The sequence below is a fragment of the Streptomyces chartreusis NRRL 3882 genome, from assembly GCF_900236475.1.
In the GTDB taxonomy this organism is placed as follows: domain Bacteria; phylum Actinomycetota; class Actinomycetes; order Streptomycetales; family Streptomycetaceae; genus Streptomyces; species Streptomyces chartreusis_D.
This window is the reverse complement of record NZ_LT963352.1, coordinates 5,905,792-5,926,213: the sequence shown is the minus strand read 5'-3', so window position 1 is coordinate 5,926,213 and position 20,422 is coordinate 5,905,792. Positions and strand designations below refer to the sequence as shown.

The following is a 20,422-nucleotide window of genomic DNA, read 5'->3' as shown; positions in this document are numbered from 1 at the left end:
TCATGCGGCTCGCGCTGCGTCCGTACCTCCTGATCGTGCCGGCACTCCTGCTGACCTGCGGGATCCTCTACCCGTTCGGGCTCGGCCTGTACTACACGCTGTTCGACTTCTCGGCGAGCAAACCGCAACCCGACATGGTGCGGTTCGAGAACTACAGAGCCGTCTTCACGCAGGAGGCGTTCTGGAACTCGGCGTGGGTGACGGTGCTGTACGCGGTCGGGGCGGCCCTCGCCGAGACGGTGCTCGGGGTGGCCGTCGCCCTGCTGCTGCACCGCTCGACCCTGGTGGGCCGTGTGCTGGAGAAGATCCTGATCCTGCCGCTGATGATCGCCCCGGTGATCGCGGCGATCATCTGGAAGCTGATGCTCCAGCCCTCGGTGGGCGTGGTCAACCACCTGCTGAGGCCCTTCGGGCTGGGCGGAGTGCAGTGGACCGACACTCCGACGGGCGCCCTGCTGTCGTCGATCGCCGTGGACGTGTGGGTCTACACGCCGTTCGTGGCGATCCTCGCCCTGGCCGGTCTGCGGTCGCTGCCCACCTCCCCCTTCGAGGCGGCGGCCGTGGACGGCGCGGGGTGGTGGTACACCTTCCGGCGGCTGACGCTGCCGATGCTGTGGCCGTACGTGCTGGTGGCGGTGATCTTCCGGTTCATGGACTCGCTGAAGGTGTTCGACATCATCTACGCCCTGACGGAGGGCGGGCCCGGTGACTCGACCGTCGTCCTGCAGATCCGGGCGTACCTGGAAGCGATCCGCTTCCAGCGCTACTCCTTCGGGATCTCCTACACGATCGTGCTGTGGGCCGTGGTGTACCTGGCCGCGATGGTGCTGGTGAAGCACCTGGGGAAGATCCAGCGCCGGGCCGCGGAGGTGACCACGTGAGGAAACGCGTGCTGGGGTGGCTGGCCGACGCCGCCCTCGTCCTCTACTTCGTCTTCGCGCTGTTCCCGATCGCCTGGATGGTGATCCTCTCCCTGAAACCCACCGACCAGCTCTTCAGCACGTACTTCTCCTTCTCCCCGACGCTGGACGGCTACCGGACGGTCCTCGGCGACAGCGAGGGCATCCCGTTCGTGCGGTTCTTCGTCAACAGCCTGGTGGTGTCGGTGGGGGCGGTCGTGCTGTCGCTGGTGGTGGGGCTGCCGGCGGCGTACGCCTCGGCGCGGTGGCGGTTCAAGGGCTCGGAGAACCTGATGTTCACGCTGCTGTCGTTCCGCTTCGCACCTGAACTGACCGTGATCATCCCGCTGTTCGTGCTGTACCAGAAGCTCGGGCTGTTCGACACGTACGTCGGCATGGTGTGGGTGCTGCAACTGGTCACCCTGCCGCTGATCGTGTGGATCATGCGGTCCTACTTCGCCGATCTGACGCCCGAGCTGGAGCAGGCCGCCCTGCTGGACGGCTACACCCGCAAGCAGGCCTTCTTCAAGGTGGCCCTTCCACTGGTCAAGCCGGGCATCGCGGCCGTGTCGCTGCTGGCGTTCATCTTCGCCTGGAACAACTTCGTCTTCCCGCTGATCCTCACCTCCAACGAGGCCCAGACGGTGACCGTGGGCGCGCTGTCCTTCCTCGGCGGTGACCGGCCCAAGTACAACCTGACGGCCGCCGCCGCGCTGGTGTCCGTCGTACCGCCGCTGCTGCTGGCGCTGACGATCCAGCGGTATCTGGTGCGGGGACTTTCGTTCGGGGCGGTGAAGTCTTGATCACGCTGAGCGGGATACGGAAGACGTACGGGAGGACCGTCGCGCTCGACGCGCTCGAACTGGAGGTGCGGGAGGGCGAGTTCTTCTGCCTGCTGGGCCCGTCCGGCGCGGGCAAGACCACGACGCTCAAGACCATCGCCGGACTCGAACAGCCCGACGCGGGCACCGTCGTGCTCGACGGCAAGGACATGCGGGGTGTGGAGCCGTACGACCGGGGCGTGGCGATGTGCTTCGAGAGCTACGCCCTCTACCCGCACCGCTCCGCCTACGACAACCTCGCCTCCCCCCTGCGCTCGCCCCGGCACCGGCTGCCCGCCGCCGAGGCCAGGCAGCGGATCGGCGCGATCGCCGAACTGCTGGGGATCTCGGGGCTGCTGGACCGGCCGGTGGGCCAGCTGTCCAACGGGCAGCGGCAGCGCGTCGCCCTCGGCCGGGTGCTGGTCCGCCCCGCCCGGGCCTTCCTCCTCGACGAGCCGCTCTCCCACCTGGACGCCAAGCTGCGCCAGCAGATGCGGGCCGAGCTGAAGGCGATCGGGGCCGTGCAGCACACCACCACCCTGTACGTCACCCACGACTCCGTCGAGGCGCTGGCGCTCGGCGACCGGATCGGGGTCATCCGGCAGGGGCGGATCGTGCAGACGGGCACGCGGGAGGAGATCTGGTACCGGCCGTACGACACGGAGGTCGCGCGGGCCTTCGGGCGGCCCCGGATCAATCTGCTGCCGGGGGTCGTGACGGAGAGCGGTGTGCGGTCGGACGGCGGGGTGCTGCTGCCGGTCCGGGCGCAGGCCCCGGCGGGCACCGAGGTCCTGGTCGGGCTGCGGCCCCGGGACATCGTCCTGCGCGGCGAGGGGCACGAGCTCACCGGGACCGTGTACGTCACCGAGGTGCTCGGCCGGTCCGTCGAGGTCACCGTCCGGCTCGGGACCGGGGACCAGCGGGTGTCGCTGGTGGCCCCCCGGGCGGACGCGGCGCGCCTTCGTCCGGACGATCCGGTACGGCTCGCGGTCCGGCCTGAGAACCTGCTGCTGTTCGAGGCCGACCGGCCGGAGCGACCGGGACGACGGATAGAGACACAGTCATGAGCAGCAGCAGTGGTGGACAGCAGGGGCCGGCGGCGCGGCAGGCCGCCATGGCCGAGCAGGTGCTGGCCGACGGCTCGGCGACGGCGGCGGAGCTCGCCGAGCGGTTCGGGGTGAGCCTGATGACCATCCACCGGGACCTGGACGAACTCGAACGGCAAGGCATCGTACGGAAGTTCCGGGGCGGGGTGACCGCGCAGCCGTCGGGGGTCTTCGAGTCGAACGTGCAGTACCGGCTGAAGACCATGCGGGCCGAGAAGGCCGCCGTCGCCGAGCACGCGCTGCGCATGGTGGAGCCCGGCATGGCGATCCTGCTGGACGACTCCACGTCCACCCTGGAGATAGCCCGGCGGCTGCGCACGGGCGAGGTCACGCCCCTGACGGTCGTCACCAACTTCCTGGAGGCGATCAACCTCCTGTCCGACCAGCGGGGCATCCACCTGATGGCGCTGGGCGGCGACTACGACCCGCTGCACTCCTCGTTCCTCGGGGTGTCCTGCGTGGAGGCGGTCGAGCAGCTGCGGGTGGACGTGTGCTTCGCGTCCACGTCGGCGGTGCACGGGGGGTACGCCTACCACCAGGAGCAGCACATCGTGTCCGTGAAGCGGGCGATGCTCGACGCGGCGGCACGGAACGTCCTGCTGATCGACCACACCAAGCTCGGCCGGGTCGCCCTGCACCGGGTCGTCCCGCTGTCCCGCTTCGACACGGTCCTCGTGGACGACGGGGCGTCGCCGGAGGCACTGCGGGATCTGGACGAACACAAGGTCCGTTACGAGGTTTGCGGCACGAAGGGCGACCATGACGGGAACGGGACTGGAGCTACGTGAGCTGCGGAAGACCTACCGGTCTCGGGGGCGGCCCTCGGTGGACGCCGTCCGCGGGATCGACCTGAACCTCCGGTCCGGGGAGCTGCTCGGGCTGCTCGGGCCGTCCGGCTGCGGCAAGTCGACGACCCTGCGCATGATCGCCGGGCTGGAGTCCGTCACCGGCGGGGACATCCTCGTCGGCGGGGCGTCGGTGGTCGAGCGGCCGGCGCAGCAGCGGAACATCGGGGTCGCGTTCGAGAACTACGCGCTGTATCCGCCGCTGTCGGTCGCGGAGAACCTGGCGTTCGGGCTGAAGGCCCGGAGGAAGGCCGCACGCGGTGACGTCGACCGCAAGGTGAAGGAGATCGCCGAACGGGTCGGCCTGACCGACCTCCTCGACGCCCGCCCGGCCGCTCTGTCCAGCGGCCAGAAGCAGCGCGTCTCCCTGGCCCGGGCCCTGATCCGCGAACCGGACGTGCTGCTGCTCGACGAGCCGCTGTCCCATCTGGACGCGGCCCAGCGGGACACCACCCGCCGCGAACTCAAGCGCATCCAGAAGGACCTGGGCCACACCACGATCCTGGTCACCCACGACCAGGAGGAGGCCCTCTCCCTCGCCGACCGGATCGCCGTGATGAAGGACGGCGTCATCCAGCAGCTCGGCACCCCCTACGAGATCTACGACAGCCCGGCCAACGTGTTCGTCGCGGACTTCGTCGGCGAGCCCGCGATCACGCTGCTGCCCGGCATCGCCGACGGCGACGGCCGGGCCCGCCTCTCGGACTCGGTGCGGATCGCGCTGCCCGTGCCGGTGGACGAGGGCCGGGAGGTGGTGGTCGGGATCCGCCCGGAGGACGTCCGGCTCACCGCCGAGGACGGCCTGCCCGCCCGGGTCGTCGCCCACGAACCCCTCCTGGAGTCGGGCCTGGCGACCCTCTCCCTCGACGGGGTCGAACGGCACCTGGTCGTCCTCACCGACCCCGAGGTGCGGCTCGCCCACAACGAGCGGGTCGGGGTCACCGCCGACCCCGAGCACACCCATGTCTTCGACGCCGAGACGGGAGACTCCCTGCGATGACTGCCGGAAACAGCGTGCGTGTGGTGGCCGCCGGTGACCACTTCGTCCTGCCGTCGCTGATCACACGGGCGGTGGAACACGAGGTGGAGCGGGCCCGGGTGACGGAACTGGAACTCGGCTGGCCGCTGGAGCCGTTCGGGCCGGTCGCCGAGGTGCAGGAGGCCAGTGACGCCGAGGACGCGATGGTCGAGGCGCTGGCCGGGGCGCAGGTGCTGGTCACCCAGATGGGGCCGGTCACCGAGAAGGTGCTCGCCGCCTGCCCGGATCTGAGGCTGGTCGTGGTCTGCCGGGGCGGGCCGGTGAACGTCAACCTGGAGGCGGCCAAGCAGCGTGACGTGCGGGTGTGCTTCGCGCCGGGCCGCAACGCCGCCGCCACCGCCGAGTTCACCGTCGGCATGATGCTGGCCGCGCTGCGCCGCATCCCCCAGGCCCACGGCCCGCTGGCCCGGCAGGGCAGCTGGGAGGGCGCGACGTACTACACGTACGAGCAGAGCGGTCTGGAGCTGGAGGACCTGCCCGTCGGACTGGTCGGATACGGGGCCGTCGGCAGCCGGGTCGCGCGGGTGCTGTGCGCGTTCGGGGCCCGGGTGATGGTCTACGACCCGTACGTGCACGGCGAGATCCACGGACTGCGCGTGACCTCGCTGGACGAACTCCTGCGCCGCTCCCGGGTGATCACCCTGCACGCCCGGCTCACTCCCGAGACCCGGGGCCTGATCGGCGCCCGGGAGCTGGGGCTGCTGCCGTCCGGCGCGGTGGTGGTGAACGTGGCCCGGGGTCCGCTGCTGGACGAGGCCGCGCTGTGCGACGCGCTGGAGAGCGGGCAGGTGTCGGCGGCGGCGCTCGACACCTACGAGCGGGAGCCGCTGCCCGCTCAGTCGCGGCTTCTCGGGCTGACCGACCGCGTCGTGCTGACCCCGCACCTCGGCGGGGCGTCGCGCGCGGTGGCGGAGAAGGCGGCGCGGATCGCCGCCGAAGAGGTGGGCCGCTGGGTGCGCGGCGAGCCGCTCGCGCACTGCCTGACCTGAGGATCGTGAGAGGACCCTTGAGGGGAGCCGCATGTACGTCGGTATCGATGTGGGCACGTCCATGGTCAAGGCGGCGGCCTTCGACGACACGGGGCGGGAACTGGCCGTGTCCTCCCGCCCGGTGGAGCTGAAACTGCACGGCGGGTTCGTCGAGCAGGACATGGACGAGGTGTACGGGGCGGTCGTCGCCGTGCTCGACGAGGTCACAGGACGGGCCCCGGGGCCGGTCGAGCTCGCCGGGCTCACCGGGCAGGGCGACGGGGTGTGGCTGGTCGACGGGGAGGGACGGCCCGTGCGGGCGGCGGCCTCCTGGATGGACGGGCGGGCGCACGAACTGGTCGACCGGTGGCTGGCCGACGGTACGTTCGAGGAGGTGTTCCGGCGGACGGGCAGCGCGATGTTCCCGGGCTGTCCGGGGCCGCTGCTGGCGTGGCTGGACAGCAACGAACCGGAGGCGCTGGATGCCGCGCAGGCCGCCCTGTACTGCAAGGACATGGTGTTCCAGCGGCTGACGGGGGCGGGCCCGGCGACCGATGTGTCGGACGCCTCGATGCCGTTCCTGGACCCGCGCACCCGGACGTACGACAACCGGGTCGTGGAGCTGCTGGGGCTCACGCACCGGCGCCGTCTGTTGGCCCCCGTCAGCGACCCGGTCGCGACGGCCGAGGCGCGGGGCGAGGGTCTGCCGTCCGGCACCCGGATCGCCAACGGCCCGTACGATCTGCCGGCCTGCGCGCTGGGCGCCGGGGTGACGGCCCCGGGGGACGGTCTGCTGATCGTCGGCACCTGTCTGGCCAGCCTGGTCGCCACGACCGAGCTGGATCTGACGGGCGAGCCCGCGGGCCTGTACATCTCCACCGACCGGCCCGGGCACTGGCTGCGTGCCATGCCCGCGATGGTCGGCACGGCGGCCCTGGACTGGGTGCTGTCGACGACGGGCGTGCGGCACGACGAGGTGGACGCCCTGCTGGCGCAGACCCCGCCGGGTGCGAACGGCGTCCGCGTGCTGCCGTACTTCGCGCCCTCCGGCGAACGCGCCCCCTTCGTCGAGCCACGGCTGCGCGCCGAACTGACCGGCGTCTGTCTGGAGTCGACCCGGGGCGATCTGGTCCGCGCCACCTGCGAGGGCATCGGCTACGCCGCCCGGCACTGCCTGGAGGCGGCGGGCCTCGACGGGAAGCTGGCCGTCTGCGGCGGCGGCACCCGCAGCCCCGCCTGGATGCGGCTGCTCGCCGATGTGCTCGGCCGGCCGCTGCGGGTCGTCGAGGGCGAGGTGGGTGCCCGGGGCGCGGTCCTCGCGGCGGCCGAGCGGTACGGGATGCCGCTGGACGCGCGGGTGTGGACCCGGCCGACGCAGGTCGTCGAGCCGGACCCGGGCCGGGCCGCGTACTACACGAAGGGCTACGAGGAGCACCTGGTCCGGCTCACGCAGGCGCGGGCCCGGGCACGTACGTGAATCCCTCCACGCGTCGATCTCTCCCGGAACGAAGGGGACTTGTATGCAGCTCGGACGGAGATCCCTCCTGCTCGCGGCCGCCGCGGGGACGGCCACGGCCACCACGGCCGTCCCCGCGGCGGCCGAACCCCGCACGGGCCCGCTGGTCATCGGCCACCGCGGCGCGGCCGGCTGGCGCCCCGAGCACACGGCCGCCTCGTACACGTACGCCGTGCAGACGGGCGCCGACTGGATCGAACCGGACCTGGTGCCGACCAAGGACCATGTGCTGGTGGTCCGGCACGAGAACGAGATCTCCCAGACCACCGACGTGGCCCGCCACCCGGAGTTCGCCGGCCGCCGCACGACGAAGACGGTCGACGGCCGGTCCGTGACCGGGTGGTTCACGGAGGACTTCACCCTCGCCGAACTGAAGACGCTGCGGGCGGTGGAGCGGCTGCCGCAGGTCCGCAACCGCAACACGGTCTTCGACGGGCGCGAGGAGGTCATGACCTTCCAGGAGGTCGTCGATCTGGCGCGGAAGCTGTCGAAGCGGCACGGCCGGACGATCGCCGTCTTCCCGGAGACCAAGCACCCGACGTACTTCCGGTCCATCGGCCTGCCGCTGGAGCCGAAGCTGGCGGCCGCGATCCGCCGGGGCCGGCTCGGCCCGCGCGAGTGCGTCGTGCAGTCCTTCGAGCCGACGAGCCTGAAGCGCATGACAGGCCTGGGCGTACCGCTGTGGCAGGCGCTGGGGACGTCGGGCGGTCCGTACGACCTGGCCTCGTCCGGTGATCCGACGACCTACCGGGACATGATGACGCCGGCGGGCCTGGCCCGGATCGCGGAGTACGCGGACTGGATCGGGCCGGACAAGTCGTCGCTCGCCGGCACGTCACTCCTCGCGGACGCCCACGCGGCGGGCCTGCGCGTGGGGCCGTACACCTTCCGGGCGGAGAACCAGTTCCTGCCGGCGGAATTCCGGCGCGGCACCGGAAACACCGATTTCGGGGACGCGTTCGCCGAATACGCGCTGTACTACCGCATGGGGGTCGATGCGGTCGTAACCGACTTCCCGGACTTGGCGGTGATCGCGAGGAGGGGCTGATGTTCTTCAAGGACAAGCACTGCCCGACCTGTGGCGGCAGCGGTACGCAGGTGTTCACGCCGCTCAAACCCGAGGAGAGAAAGGCGCTCGGGACGCACCGCACCGACCTGTGGCGCTGCACCGCCCCGGGCTGCCGGTGGTATCAGCCCTGGGGCCATCAGACCGGCGGGGGCCGGCTCCCGGAGGAACTGCAGAACCCGGGAGCCGACACCTCGGCGTGAGGCTTACAGGTTGGAGAAGTCCGGCCCCTTGGTGCGGGTGCGCTTGATCTCGTAGAAGCCGGGGACCGAGGCCACGGCGAGGGTGCCGTCCCAGAGGCGGGCGGCCTCCTCGCCCTTGGGTGCCGGGGTGACGACCGGGCCGAAGAAGGCGAGCTGCTCGCCGTCGGCGCCGGGCACGGCGATGACCGGGGTGCCTACCTCCTGGCCGACCTTGTCGATGCCCTCCTTGTGGGAGGCGCGCAGCTCGGGCTCGTAGCGGGTGCCGTCCCAGTGCTCCATGAGGGACTCGGGCAGGCCGACGTCCTTCAGGGCGGCGGCGACCGTCTCCTTGCCGGGGCCCTCGCCCTGGTTGTGGATGCGGGTGCCGAGGGCGGTGTAGAGGTCGCCCAGCACCTCGGCGCCGTGCTCCTGCTGTGCCGCGATGACGACCCTAACCGGACCCCACGCCTTGGTCTCGAGCAGCTCGCGGTACTCGGCGGGCAGCTCGTCGAGCTTGTCCTCGTTGAGCACGGCGAGGCTCATGAGGTGCCAGCGGACCTCGATGTCCCGGACCTTCTCCACCTCCAGCACCCAACGGGAGGTCATCCACGCCCAGGGACACAGCGGGTCGAACCAGAAGTCGACGGGGGTCTTGTCCGACATGTCTCTCCTCATGAGGAAACCGTTTTTCCGGCAACGCCACCGCTCGCCCCGGTCATTCCCGGCTGCCTCGCGTCAGGGGCCCGTGGCAGGATCGGTGCTGTTCAGCCGTATCCGACGACGCTTGAGGAGTTCCGCCCGTGCCCGGTGAGAATCTGTCCCGCGACGAGGCCCGGGAGCGGGCCGCCCTGATCGGCGTCGACGGGTACGAGGTGTCCCTCGACCTGCGGTCCGCGGTCGGTGAGGACGCGGGCGACGGGCCCCGCACGTTCCGCTCGGTCACCACGGTCCGCTTCCGCTGCAACGAGCCCGGTGCGAGCAGCTTCGCCGATCTGATCGCGCCGAGTGTGACGTCCATCTCACTCAACGGCCGCGATCTGGACCCCGGCGAGGTCTTCGACGGCTCGCGGATCACACTGGAGGACCTGGCCGCCGACAACGAGCTGGTCGTCGACGCGCAGTGCGCCTACTCCCGCACCGGCGAGGGACTGCACCGCTTCGTCGACCCGGAGGACGGCGAGGTGTACCTGTACACGCAGTACGAGCCGGCCGACTCCCGCCGGGTCTTCGCGGGCTTCGAACAGCCCGACCTGAAGGCGCCGTTCCGCTTCGAGGTGCGGGCGCCGGAGGGCTGGACGGTGTGGAGCAACGGGGTGGGCGAACGGGCCGACGGGGTGTGGCGGTTCGCCGAGACCAAACCGATCTCGACGTACATCACGTGTGTCGTGGCGGGCCCGTACCACTACGTGACGGACACCTACTCCCGTACGTTCGCGGACGGCACGACGCTGGAGATCCCCCTCGGGGCGCTGTGCCGCAAGGGCCTCGCGCCCCACTTCGACTCCGAGGACGTCTTCCTGGTCACCAAGCAGGGCCTGGACTTCTTCCACGACCACTTCGACTACCCGTACCCGTTCGGGAAGTACGACCAGGCGTTCGTGCCCGAGTACAACCTGGGCGCGATGGAGAACCCGGGTCTGGTGACGTTCCGGGAGGAGTTCATCTTCCGGGGCAAGGTGACGCAGGCGTCCTACGAGGGCCGGGCCAACGTCGTCCTGCACGAGATGGCGCACATGTGGTTCGGCGACCTGGTCACCATGGAGTGGTGGGACGACCTGTGGCTGAAGGAGTCGTTCGCGGACTTCATGGGCGAGTTCTCACTGGTCGGCGCGACCCGCTTCGTCAACGGCTGGGTCACCTTCGCCAACCGCCGCAAGTCGTGGGCCTACCGGGCCGACCAGCTGCCCTCCACGCACCCGATCACGGCGGACATCCGCGACCTCCAGGACGCCAAGCTGAACTTCGACGGCATCACGTACGCCAAGGGCGCCTCGGTGCTGAAGCAGCTCGTGGCGTACGTCGGCCAGGACGCGTTCCTGGAGGGCGCCCGGCGCTACTTCAAGCGGCACGCGTACGGCAACACACGCCTCGGCGACCTGCTGTCGGTGCTGGAGGAGACCAGCGGCCGGGACATGAGCGCCTGGGCGCGGTCCTGGCTCCAGACGGCCGGGGTGAACTCACTGACCCCGCAGCTGCTGCTGGACCCGCAGGGCCGCGTCGAGGAGCTGGCGGTGGTGCAGGAGGCGGCCGAGTCCCATCCTGAACTGCGCACGCACCGGGTGGCGGTGGGCCTGTACCGGGCGACGAACGGCGGGGCGGTCGAGCGGTACGCGCGCGCCGAGGTGGACGTCGACGGCCCGCGCACGGTCGTGGCGGACCTGTCCGGCGCCGAGGCGCCCGACCTGGTCCTGGTCAACGACGACGACCTGACGTACTGCAAGATCCGCTTCGACGAGACCTCGCTGGCGACGCTGCGCGAGCACCTGGGATCGGTGACCGATCCGCTGGCGCGCGCCCTGTGCTGGTCGGCGCTGTGGAACATGACGCGGGACGCGCTGCTCCCGGCGAGTGACTTCGTGGACCTGGTGCTGCGGTTCGCAGGAAGCGAGTCCGAGATCGGCGTGGTGCAGATGCTGCACGGGTGGGCCGAGTGGGCGGTCACGCACTATGCGGCGCCCGCCCGGCGGGAGACGACCGCCCGTCTCCTCGCCGAGGGCGCGCGGCGCGAGCTGTACGCGGCCGAGGCCGGCAGCGAGCACCAGCTCGCGTGGGCGCGCTTCTTCGCCCGGACCGCCGCCACCGAGGCCGACTTCGAGCTGCTGGGCGACCTGCTGGCGGGCACGGCGTCGGTCGAGGGCCTCGACCTGGACCAGGAGCTGCGGTGGGTGTTCCTGGAGCCGCTGGCCGCGCACGGGGTGGTGGACGAGAAGGTGCTGGCCGAGGAGCTGGCCCGGGACGACACGGCCTCCGGCAAGCGCCACCAGGTGCGCTGCCTGGCCGCCCGGCCGTCCGAGGCGGTCAAGGCGCAGGCGTGGGCGCAGGTCGTGGAGTCGGACGCGCTGTCCAACGCCATGGTCGAGGCGACCATCGCGGGCTTCTCCCAGGGCTCGCAGCGGGAGTTGCTCGCGCCGTACGCGGAGAAGTACTTCGCGGCGATCGAGCGGGTGTGGGCCGAGCGGTCGATCCAGATCGGGATGCACGTGGTGCAGGGCATGTTCCCCTCGCTCCAGCAGTCCCGGGCGACCCTCGACGCCACGGACGCGTGGCTGGAGGTCCACCGGGAGGCGGCCCCGGCCCTGCGCCGGCTGGTGCTGGAGGCCCGGGACGACCTGGCGCGGGCGCTGCGCGCGCAGGCGTGCGACGAGGGCTCTGACCAGTAGCTTTGGCCTGAGATTTGGGCGTTCCGTCATCGTTACGAGATGAGTGCCCCGCGAGCCGTAACCCCTGGGCCGCACCCGAACGGACCAGGGGCTTTCGGCATCCGAACACCCGTCCTTTAGTGATGGGTTGTCCGTATTTGTCGACGGGCCTGTAACAGCGGTTAAAGGGCGGTCGAAGCACGGGAAATTGCGGGTCATGACCCACAACACCCCGCTCTCGCCCCGCCCCCTGCACGACCTGTCCGGCCGCGGCCGGCTCCGTGTGATGACGGTCGCGCAGCTCCGCTCGCACGGCGTCCCGACGTCCGAGACGAACGAGCAGTGCCGCCCCGGCGGACCCTGGCAGCAGCTCCTCCCTGGCGTCGTCCTGCTCCACCCGGGCCCGCCGACCAGCGAGGAGCGGCTGCACGCGGTGCTGATGTACGCGGCGCGGGAGCGCGGCACGGGTGTCCCCGCCCAGCCCGGCGCGGGGAAGGGGCACGCGTCCGCCTACCCGGAAGCGATGATCACCGGCCTGGCCGCCCTGACGCTGCACGGCTTCTCCTCCACTCCCCCGCTGCCGTCCCTGGACGCGATCGACGTCCTGGTCCCGCGGTTGCGCCGGCTGCGCTCGACGGGCTGTGCGCGCATCGTCCGCGGCACCGCGCTGCCCGCCCCCGAGCAGGTGACGGGCCTGCCGGTGGCCCCGGTCGCCCGCGCGCTGGCCGACGCGGTGGCGGGCCTCTCGGACGCCGGCACCGTGCGCCGGCTGATGACGGAGGCGGTGCGCGGCGCCCACTGCGAGCCCGCGGCGGTGGTGCGGGAACTGAACCAGGCACGGCTGCTGAGCCGCCCGCACGTGGTGGACGCGGTGGAGTCCCTGCTGGCCGAGGGCCGGGTGATCGCGGAGGACCGCCTCTACCGGATGGTGCGCGAGTACGGCCTGCCCGACCCGGTCTGGAACGTGGACCTGCGCCTGCCCGGCGGCCCCTACCTCGGCGGCCTGGACGCGTACTGGCCCGACCAGGCGGTGGCGGTGGAGCTGGACACCCGGGCGCCCCGGCAGGACGACGACGCCCTGTGGTCCGAGTACGCCCGCAAGCGCGAGCACCTGGAGCGCCTCGGCATCACGGTCGTCCACATCACGCCCAGGAAGCTCCGCGACTCCCCGGAGCAGCAGGCGACGGTGGTCCGCACGGCCCTGATGGCCGCGGCCGACCGCGAACCGGCCGCGTATGTCGTGGTGCTGCCCCGGTAATGAGGGACCGGGGCAGCGCCAGGAGGGGAGAGGAGGGGCCGCCGGGTTTTCCGGCGGCCCCTCCTCGTGGGCGGGAGCCCTACTTTCCGCAGAACTCCGCCTCGATGATCGCGTCGGTGCTGCCCGACCAGTCGCCGTTGAAGTTGACGGCCAGGGAGTGCCGGCCGTCCTCCGTCGTCACGGCGTCCGAGTTCCAGCCGAAGATGCCGCCGTCGTGGCCCCAGACGTGGACGCCGCAGCTGAGCTCGCGGTCGACGAGCCCCAGACCGTAGCGGCTGGTCTCCCGGCTGGACGGGACCGTGGTCTTCATCTCCTTCAGCTGCTCGGGCGGGAGCAGCCTGCCGCGGAGCAGGGCCGAGTAGAAGCGGTTCAGGTCGGCCGAGCTGGAGACCATCTGGCCCGAGCCGTAGGCCAGACGCGCGTTCAGTTCCGTGACGTCGTACGTCGGGCCGGTGTCCGTCCTGGCCAGCTTGGAGTAGGCGCGGCTGCTGGGCCGGGGCAGGGTGACCCGGGTGGTGGGGACGGAGGTGGAGGTCAGGTGCAGCGGGGCGATGATCCGCCGGTCGATCTCGTCGCCGTAGTCGTCGTTGCCCGTGACCTTCTCGATCACCCGCGCGGCCAGGAGGTAGTTCGTGTTGGAGTACTCGAACGACGTGCCGGGCGCGAAGTACGGCTCGTTCGCCAGGGCGTGGGCGAGCAGCTCCTCGGGTTCCGCCTCGTCGAACCGGTGCTTCAGGAAGCCGTCCGCGGTCATGTAGGTCCGCTGGAATCGGGCGTCTTCGAGGTAGTCGAAGATGCCGCTGGTGTGGTTCAGGAGCCGGCGGAGGGTGATCTCACGGCCGTCGTGGCCGTTGCCCCGGACAACGCCCGGCAGCCACTTCTCGACAGTGTCGTCCAGCGACAGCCTCCCCTCCGCCTCCAGTTGCAGGACGACGGTGGCGACGAACGTCTTGGAGATGCTGGCGACGCGGTAGCGGTCGCGCGTCGAACGCGGTGTGCCCGTCTCGAGGTTGCCGACCCCGGCGGTGGCCGCCCAGGTGCCGTGCCCCTGCTGCACCCGCACGGTCACGCCCGGGACGCCGTCGGCGACCGCGGCCCGCACCGCCTGCCGGGTCGTGCCGTGGTCGCCGGTGGGCGGGGCCGCGACCGCGGGGCCCGCGAGGGCCGCCGACAGTGCCACGGCCGTCGCCGCCGTCAGGATCGTGCGTGTGCGTCTGTTCATGTCAGGTACCCCCGTCACGTCGAGCGGTGTCAGGGGGTGGGACCCGAGGCGCCGGGCCGGAGTTGACCGGCCCGGGCGGGGTTGGGCGGGAATCAGCCCTTCTTCAGCACCAGCTCGGTGTTGCGGTCCTCCGGGTCGCCGCCGAGGGTCGTGCTCGCGCCGGGGGCGTTGAGGGACAGCTCGCGGTAGAGGGCCGCGAGGCCGGTCTGGGAGAGGTCGGAGAAGTCCGTGCGGTGCGGGGCCGAGGACTCCACCAGCGTGGTGAACAGGGAGACCGTGCCGTCCTTGTTGTCGGTCAGCTCGATGACCCGGGCGAGCTGGGGGAAGTCGACGTGGGAGGCCGTGGAGATCTCCCAGAAGGAGCCGCCGCCGGACAGGGAGTGCGGGGTGATGACGTTCTTGTGGATGTGGCCGTTCACCCAGGCGAGCACGTTGCGGTGGCCGCCGAGGAGGGCGAGGACCTCCTGGCCGTTGTGCCGGCGCTCGTGGGGGCGGGCCGGGTCCGGGCGGGTGTTCGTCATCGTCTTGCTGGTGTGATGGCTGAAGATCACCGCGTGGGAGTCCTTGTTCTCCCGCAGGGTCCGGTCGAGCCACTTCAGCTGGGCCGTGCCGAGCGAGCCCTCGTAGTGGCCGCCCGCGTCGGTGGTGTCCAGGCTGATGCCGATGACGTCGTCGGAGATGCGGAAGGCGTAGTACTGGGTGCCCGCGTCGAGGTTGGCGGAGGAGTAGCCGTGGCCGGCCGGGCCGACGCCGCGGTAGGCCGGGTCCAGGTGCGCCTGGAGGTACTCGGCGGGTGTGAAGGGGGCGCGGCTCTCGTCGGGGGTGACCGAGCGCATGGCGCGGGCGTGGGACTTCAGGAAGTCCTCGTAGCGGACGCCCTCGGGGTCCCGGGCCTTCTTGATGAGGGTCTGGAGCCGCTGGGCCTCGGCCGCGGACACGTCCATCAGCTTCTTGCCGCCGACGGCGAGTTCGGTGAGGTAGGAGTCACCGTGCGAGGCGTAGCAGCCCATCGGCAGGGAGTCGTGGTTACCGACGGTGGAGTACCAGGGCAGGTTGAGGCCGGGGCTTCGCACCTCGCGGATCGCGGCCTCGAGGAAACCGTCGAGGCGGGGGAAACCGGCCTGCTTGTCGGTGTCGCGGACGGCGGCGTCCGGCTGCCAGTACTGCTTGAGGCCGCTGTTCTGGACGCCCTCGTACCGTCGCGGGTCCCCGGAGTTGGGTGAGATGCGCCCGCCGCTCATGACCTTCAGGAACCACTCCAGCTCGGACTTGGCGTTGTTGTCCGTGTTGTCGCCGGTGGTCATGGCGAAGTGCAGCGGGGCGCCGGTGACGGGGGCGCCGCGCAGCGCGTTGATCCGCTCCACGAGCGCGATCGCGCCCTGCACGGTCAGCGCCTCGTGCGGCCGCCAGGCATGGATGTCGGCCGAGCGCAGGTACTCCAGGCGCAGCGGGTGCTGGGCGTCGATGATGTGCAGGTCGGTGAGCTGCACGAACGCCGCGAGCGCGGTACGGCGCCCGGCGCGGCCGGACTTGGGCGCGGCCAGGTCGGAGCGCACGACCCGCTGCCAGCCGGGTCCGTCGCCGAGGCGCCGGTAGCCGGAGCCGCGCGGCGTGGCCACGGACGCCAGGGTCGTGCCCTTGGTGTAGGGGGCCAGCGGCGCGGCCGGTGCCCGGCGGGAAGAGGCGGCGACGGCCTCGGTGGTCTCCTTGGCGGTGGCGGCCTGGCTGTCGCTGGGCCGCAGGGCGTAGCCGACGCCCGCGGACAGGGCGACCGCTCCGGTGGCGGCGAGGACGGAACGACGGTGGATGCCCTGGCCGGAGCCGGCGACTGAGCGTGTGCGCGACATGCGCTTCTCTCCCCGAGTGCGAACGCGTCGGCAGTGGTCGCGGGATGTCCGGCACGCGAACATCCCGCTCGTACTGGATCGTTGGCACCGGGAATGACCTGCGCGTAAACGGGGCGGCAACGCGCAGCGCCGATCACCGTACGTGGATCTTGGACTACCCTGCGCGTCCCCGGCCGCTCCTGGAACGGCCCGGAGCCGGTCACGCGGTGTTCACCTTCCGGGGCAGTGCACCTATTCGGCGTCCTCCAGGACGTCGGCGAGCCGTCCGGTGGCCGGCCGCTCCCGCCACAGGCGCAGTGCGATGTCGACCATCCGCACCCGGACCAGTCCGGGCACCGCGTCCAGGTCCTGCCAGGCGGCGAGGTCGGTGGACCCGCCCACCTCGTTGCGGAGTTCGCCGCCGATGATCCGGCCCTCGTAGACCAACCGGACGCCGTGGTGGTCGACGGCGCGTCCGAAGCCGTCACGGAAGGTGTGGCGGGAGGAGTCCACGCCGAGCAGTCCGGTGACCTCGATGCGGTAGCCGGTCTCCTCCTCGACCTCCCGCCGCACGGTGTCGCAGGGGTCCTCGCCGTGCTCCATGCCGCCGCCGGGCACGACCCACTCGGGGGTGCCGTCGGGAGCCGGGGAGCGGGCGAGCAGGATCTGTCCGTCACGGACGCATATGGCGTAGGCCGCCACCCTCAACTTCTGTCGCACTCCGGGACGTTAACCGATTTCGCCGCCTTCGGGACTCATGCCCGCAAAACGCATCGCGGGTTTTCCCCATACATCCATTTCGATTCGGTCAACCCTCCCCAAAGAACCTCACCTTGCGTAAAGCTGTGCGATCGTCCGGGCCTGCGATCCGGACGGTCGCGACCAGGGCCGATCGGTTCCGGTCGCTCCCGCTCGTTCCTTTACCTACAAGGGATGCCGATGACCAACACCCCCCAGCGTGACCTGATATCGGCCCGGAGACGCGTGGCGCGCGTCGCCGTGGCCGCCGGTCTCGTCGCGGCGCTCTCCGCGGCCGGGCCGGTCCCCCTGGCCTTCGCCGCCGACGAGCCGGGCGCGTCCGCCCCGGCCGACCGCGACGTCAAGTCGGCGCACGACAAGCTCGGTTCGGGCGACGCGGACCTGCTCGCCGAGGCCAAGGCCGACGGCGACAAGACCGTCACGATGATGATCGCCACCGCGCCCGGGCAGACCGAGCAGGTCGCCGGGCAGCTGGACGCGGTCAAGGGCGGCTCGGTGGGCCGGGCCGACGACAAGCTGGGCTACGTCCGCGCCACCGTCCCGACGTCCCGGGCGGACTCGGCCATCGCCGCCGCCGCCAAGCTCTCCTCGGTGCACGGCATCGACCTGCGCGAGGAGATACCGCTGGACGACCCGACGCCGGCCGCGGACGCGGCCAAGGGCGCCAAGGCCGCCGCGGGGACCTATCCGGCGCCGGGGAAGAAGACCCCCGCGGAGAACCCGTACAACCCGTCCTTCGAGACGGGCGCCGTCGACTTCGTCGAGGACAACCCGAAGGCGGACGGCCGCGGCATCACCATCGGCATCCTGGACTCCGGCGTCGACCTGGGCCACCCGGCGCTCCAGAAGACCACGACCGGCGAGCGGAAGATCGTCGACTGGGTGACGGCGACGGACCCGATCGTCGACAACGACAACACCTGGCGCCCGATGGTGACGGCCGTGTCCGGCCCGGCCTTCACGTACCAGGGCCAGTCGTGGAAGGCACCGGCGGGCTCGTACGCCGTCAGCGTCTTCAAGGAGTCGTACACCACCGGCGGCGACGCGGCGGGCGACGCCAACCGCGACGGTGACACCACCGACGCCTGGGGCGTGCTCTACGACGCGGCGGCCGGCACGGTCCGGGTCGACCTGAACAACAACTTCGACTTCGGCGACGACGCCCCGATGAAGCCGTACAAGGACGGCCACCGGATCGGGTACTTCGGCACCGACGACCCGAAGACCGACGTCGCCGAGCGGCAGCCGTTCGTCGTGGAGATCCGCAAGGACGTCCCGATGGACCCGCTGGGCGGCTCCTGGGTCGGGAAGAAGTCCGACTTCGTCAACATCGGTGTCATCGAGTCCGAGCACGGCACGCACGTCGCCGGCATCACCGCCGCGAACGGCCTGTTCGGCGGCAGGATGAACGGTGCGGCTCCGGGCGCCAAGCTGGTCTCGTCACGCGCCTGCACCTGGTCCGGCGGCTGCACCAACGTCGCGCTCACCGAGGGCATGATCGACCTCGTCACCAAGCGCGGCGTCGACATCGTCAACATGTCCATCGGCGGCCTGCCGGCGCTGAACGACGGCAACAACGCGCGCGCCGAGCTGTACACGCGCCTCATCGACGAGTACGGCGTCCAGCTGGTGATCTCCGCGGGCAACTCCGGCCCCGGCACCAACACCATCGGCGACCCGGCCCTGGCCGACAAGGTGATCTCGGTCGGCGCGTCCGTCTCCAAGGAGACCTGGGCCGCCAACTACGGCTCGGCCGTGGAGAAGAAGTACGCGCTGATGCCGTTCTCCTCGCGCGGCCCGCGTGAGGACGGCGGCTTCACCCCGACCCTGGTCGCCCCGGGTGCCGCGATCAACACCATCCAGACCTGGATGCCGGGCGCCCCGGTCGCCGAGGCGGGCTACACCCTGCCGGCCGGCTACGCCATGCTCCAGGGCACCTCGATGGCCTCCCCGCAGGCCGCCGGTGCCGCCGCGCTGCTGCTGTCGGCCGCGAAGCACAAGGGCATCGACCTCTCCCCGGCGACCCTGCGCACGGCCCTCACCTCGACCGCCGACCACATCAAGGGTGTGCAGGCGTACGAGGAGGGCGCGGGCCTGATGAACATCGAGGACGCCTGGGACTCGATCCGCGACGGCGCCACCTCCCACGCGTACACGGTCAAGGCGCCGGTCGACACGGCGATCGACCAGTTCCTGAAGACCCCCGGCTACGGCACGGGCCTGTACGACCGTGAGGGCGGCCTCAAGGCCGGCCAGAAGAAGACGTACGAGGTCACCATCACCCGTACGTCCGGCGCCGACAAGGCGATCCGGCACGAGCTGCACTTCGAGAACAACGCGGGCGGCACGTTCCGGATCGTCGGCTCCGACGAGGTGAAGCTGCCGCTCAACCAGCCCGTCACCGTCAAGGTCCAGGCCGCGCCGAAGTCCGCGGGCATCAAGAGCGCGATCCTGGAGGTCGACGACCCGAGGACCGAGGGCATCGACAAGCAGGTCCTGAACACGGTCGTGGTCGCGGCGCCGCTGAAGTACACGTTCTCCGCGTCGGATTCGGTGCAGCGCAACAGCTCGCGGCACTACTACGTCACCGTCCCCGAGGGCGCGAAGACGCTGGAGGTCGCGCTGGGCGGGCTGAAGGACAAGAGCCAGACCCGGTTCATCGCCATCCACCCGTACGGCGTCCCGTCCGACCCGACGTCGACGATCAACTGCTACCCGAACTACTCCAACCCGGCCAACACCTGCCGCCCCGACCTGCGTTCCTACGCGGACCCGCAGCCGGGCGTGTGGGAGATCGAGGTCGAGTCGCGCCGTACGTCGCCGCTGCTCGACAACCCCTACGAGCTGGACGTCGCCGTGCTCGGCGCGGCCTTCGACCCGGAGACCGTGACCGTGCACGAGGCGAAGGTCGGCACCCCGGCCGCCGCCTCCTGGAAGGTGACGAACGGCTTCGCCGCGATCGACGGCAAGCTGGTGGGCGGTCCGCTCGGCTCGTCGAAGACGACCCGGCCGTCGATCAAGCAGGGTGAGACGCAGACCACCACGGTCGAGGTGCCCGCGGGCGCGAAGTCGCTGGACGTGGCCATCGGCCGCGTCTCGGACGCCGCCGCGGACCTGGACCTCGCGGTCTACGACGCCGCCGGCAAGCAGGTCGGCAGCTCCGCCGACGGCGACTCGGAGGAGTCGGTCTCCGTGCCCTCGCCGGCCGCCGGCACGTACACCGTCAAGGTCGTCGGCTACTCGGTGCCGGCCGGCACGACCGAGTACGACTACCAGGACGTGTTCTTCGCCCCCTCCCTCGGCAGCGTCACCGTCGACGGGTCGACGCCGGTGAAGCTCGGCACGGGCGACTCGGCGACGGTCTCGGGCAGCGTCACCGCCGCGGCGGCCGCGCCCGAGGGGCGTGAGTTCTTCGGCGAGGTCCAGCTGGTCAACGCGCGCGGGACGGCCGCGGGCGTGGGCAGCGTGAAGATCGAGAAGGTCGTGCCGTAGCGGCCCTCAGCGGTCGTACGGCATCGGAGGGCGGGTGTCCCGGCTGGGCGCCCGCCCTCGCTGT

The 20,422-nt window shown here is 71.3% G+C and carries 16 protein-coding genes; 12 read left to right on the top strand and 4 right to left on the bottom strand.

Annotated features, from left to right (window positions below):
* Positions 1-2 precede the first annotated feature (2 nt).
* From SCNRRL3882_RS26825 to SCNRRL3882_RS26785, 9 genes are read left to right on the top strand one after another with little or no spacing between them, the layout of a single operon-like run.
* Entirely contained in the window at positions 3-881 is an 879-nt protein-coding gene (locus SCNRRL3882_RS26825; protein ID WP_010046645.1) for a carbohydrate ABC transporter permease, read from the top strand.
* Positions 878-1,702 carry a carbohydrate ABC transporter permease gene (locus SCNRRL3882_RS26820; protein WP_029181641.1) on the top strand — a complete coding sequence of 275 codons (825 nt, stop codon included), beginning with the start codon at positions 878-880 and terminating at the stop codon, positions 1,700-1,702. The genes SCNRRL3882_RS26825 and SCNRRL3882_RS26820 overlap by 4 nt, the downstream gene beginning before the upstream one ends.
* Positions 1,699-2,787 carry an ABC transporter ATP-binding protein gene (locus SCNRRL3882_RS26815; protein WP_010046650.1) on the top strand — a complete coding sequence of 363 codons (1,089 nt, stop codon included), beginning with the start codon at positions 1,699-1,701 and terminating at the stop codon, positions 2,785-2,787. The genes SCNRRL3882_RS26820 and SCNRRL3882_RS26815 overlap by 4 nt, the downstream gene beginning before the upstream one ends.
* Positions 2,784-3,614, top strand: coding sequence for a DeoR/GlpR family DNA-binding transcription regulator (locus tag SCNRRL3882_RS26810; protein WP_029181642.1), 831 nt, complete (start codon positions 2,784-2,786; stop codon positions 3,612-3,614). The genes SCNRRL3882_RS26815 and SCNRRL3882_RS26810 overlap by 4 nt, the downstream gene beginning before the upstream one ends.
* Complete coding sequence (locus SCNRRL3882_RS26805; protein ID WP_010046653.1) at positions 3,586-4,671, top strand: ABC transporter ATP-binding protein; 1,086 nt, start codon at positions 3,586-3,588, stop codon at positions 4,669-4,671. The genes SCNRRL3882_RS26810 and SCNRRL3882_RS26805 overlap by 29 nt, the downstream gene beginning before the upstream one ends.
* Positions 4,668-5,699 carry a 2-hydroxyacid dehydrogenase gene (locus tag SCNRRL3882_RS26800; protein WP_010046655.1) on the top strand — a complete coding sequence of 344 codons (1,032 nt, stop codon included), beginning with the start codon at positions 4,668-4,670 and terminating at the stop codon, positions 5,697-5,699. The genes SCNRRL3882_RS26805 and SCNRRL3882_RS26800 overlap by 4 nt, the downstream gene beginning before the upstream one ends.
* Positions 5,700-5,730: 31 nt before the next feature.
* Positions 5,731-7,155: an FGGY-family carbohydrate kinase gene (locus SCNRRL3882_RS26795; protein WP_010046658.1), complete on the top strand. Its 1,425-nt coding sequence runs from the start codon at positions 5,731-5,733 to the stop codon at positions 7,153-7,155.
* 43 nt (positions 7,156-7,198) lie between these two features.
* A complete protein-coding gene (locus SCNRRL3882_RS26790; RefSeq protein WP_010046660.1) occupies positions 7,199-8,242 on the top strand; it encodes a glycerophosphodiester phosphodiesterase family protein in 1,044 nt (347 codons plus the stop codon).
* Positions 8,242-8,463: a hypothetical protein gene (locus tag SCNRRL3882_RS26785; protein ID WP_010046662.1), complete on the top strand. Its 222-nt coding sequence runs from the start codon at positions 8,242-8,244 to the stop codon at positions 8,461-8,463. Before SCNRRL3882_RS26790 ends, SCNRRL3882_RS26785 begins: the two co-directional genes overlap by 1 nt.
* Before the next feature lie 3 nt (positions 8,464-8,466).
* Here SCNRRL3882_RS26785 and SCNRRL3882_RS26780 read toward each other — a convergent pair whose 3' ends face one another.
* Complete coding sequence (locus SCNRRL3882_RS26780) at positions 8,467-9,105, bottom strand: DsbA family protein (RefSeq protein ID WP_010046664.1); 639 nt, start codon at positions 9,103-9,105, stop codon at positions 8,467-8,469.
* Positions 9,106-9,242: 137 nt separating this feature from the next.
* Here SCNRRL3882_RS26780 and pepN point away from each other — a divergent pair, with 137 nt between their 5' ends.
* Both pepN and SCNRRL3882_RS26770 read left to right on the top strand, forming a co-directional pair.
* Positions 9,243-11,822 (top strand): aminopeptidase N, encoded by a 2,580-nt coding sequence (pepN, locus tag SCNRRL3882_RS26775; protein WP_010046666.1) that lies wholly within the window; start codon positions 9,243-9,245, stop codon positions 11,820-11,822.
* A 196-nt stretch (positions 11,823-12,018) separates the two neighbouring features.
* Positions 12,019-13,059, top strand: a complete 1,041-nt coding sequence (locus SCNRRL3882_RS26770) for a hypothetical protein (RefSeq protein WP_010046668.1) — start codon at positions 12,019-12,021, stop codon at positions 13,057-13,059.
* 79 nt (positions 13,060-13,138) lie between these two features.
* On the opposite strand, the gene SCNRRL3882_RS26765 is transcribed toward SCNRRL3882_RS26770, so the two are convergent.
* The 3 genes from SCNRRL3882_RS26765 to SCNRRL3882_RS26755 all read right to left on the bottom strand — a co-directional run bounded on the left by SCNRRL3882_RS26765 (position 13,139) and on the right by SCNRRL3882_RS26755 (position 16,827).
* A complete protein-coding gene (locus SCNRRL3882_RS26765; RefSeq protein ID WP_010046672.1) occupies positions 13,139-14,281 on the bottom strand; it encodes a serine hydrolase domain-containing protein in 1,143 nt (380 codons plus the stop codon).
* 92 nt (positions 14,282-14,373) lie between these two features.
* Entirely contained in the window at positions 14,374-16,128 is a 1,755-nt protein-coding gene (locus tag SCNRRL3882_RS26760) for a TIGR03767 family metallophosphoesterase (protein ID WP_010046675.1), read from the bottom strand.
* Between the two features lie 231 nt (positions 16,129-16,359).
* Positions 16,360-16,827: an NUDIX hydrolase gene (locus SCNRRL3882_RS26755; RefSeq protein ID WP_231911176.1), complete on the bottom strand. Its 468-nt coding sequence runs from the start codon at positions 16,825-16,827 to the stop codon at positions 16,360-16,362.
* A 219-nt stretch (positions 16,828-17,046) separates the two neighbouring features.
* Here SCNRRL3882_RS26755 and SCNRRL3882_RS26750 point away from each other — a divergent pair, with 219 nt between their 5' ends.
* Positions 17,047-20,358 (top strand): S8 family serine peptidase, encoded by a 3,312-nt coding sequence (locus tag SCNRRL3882_RS26750; RefSeq protein WP_010046679.1) that lies wholly within the window; start codon positions 17,047-17,049, stop codon positions 20,356-20,358.
* Positions 20,359-20,422: the final 64 nt, after the last annotated feature.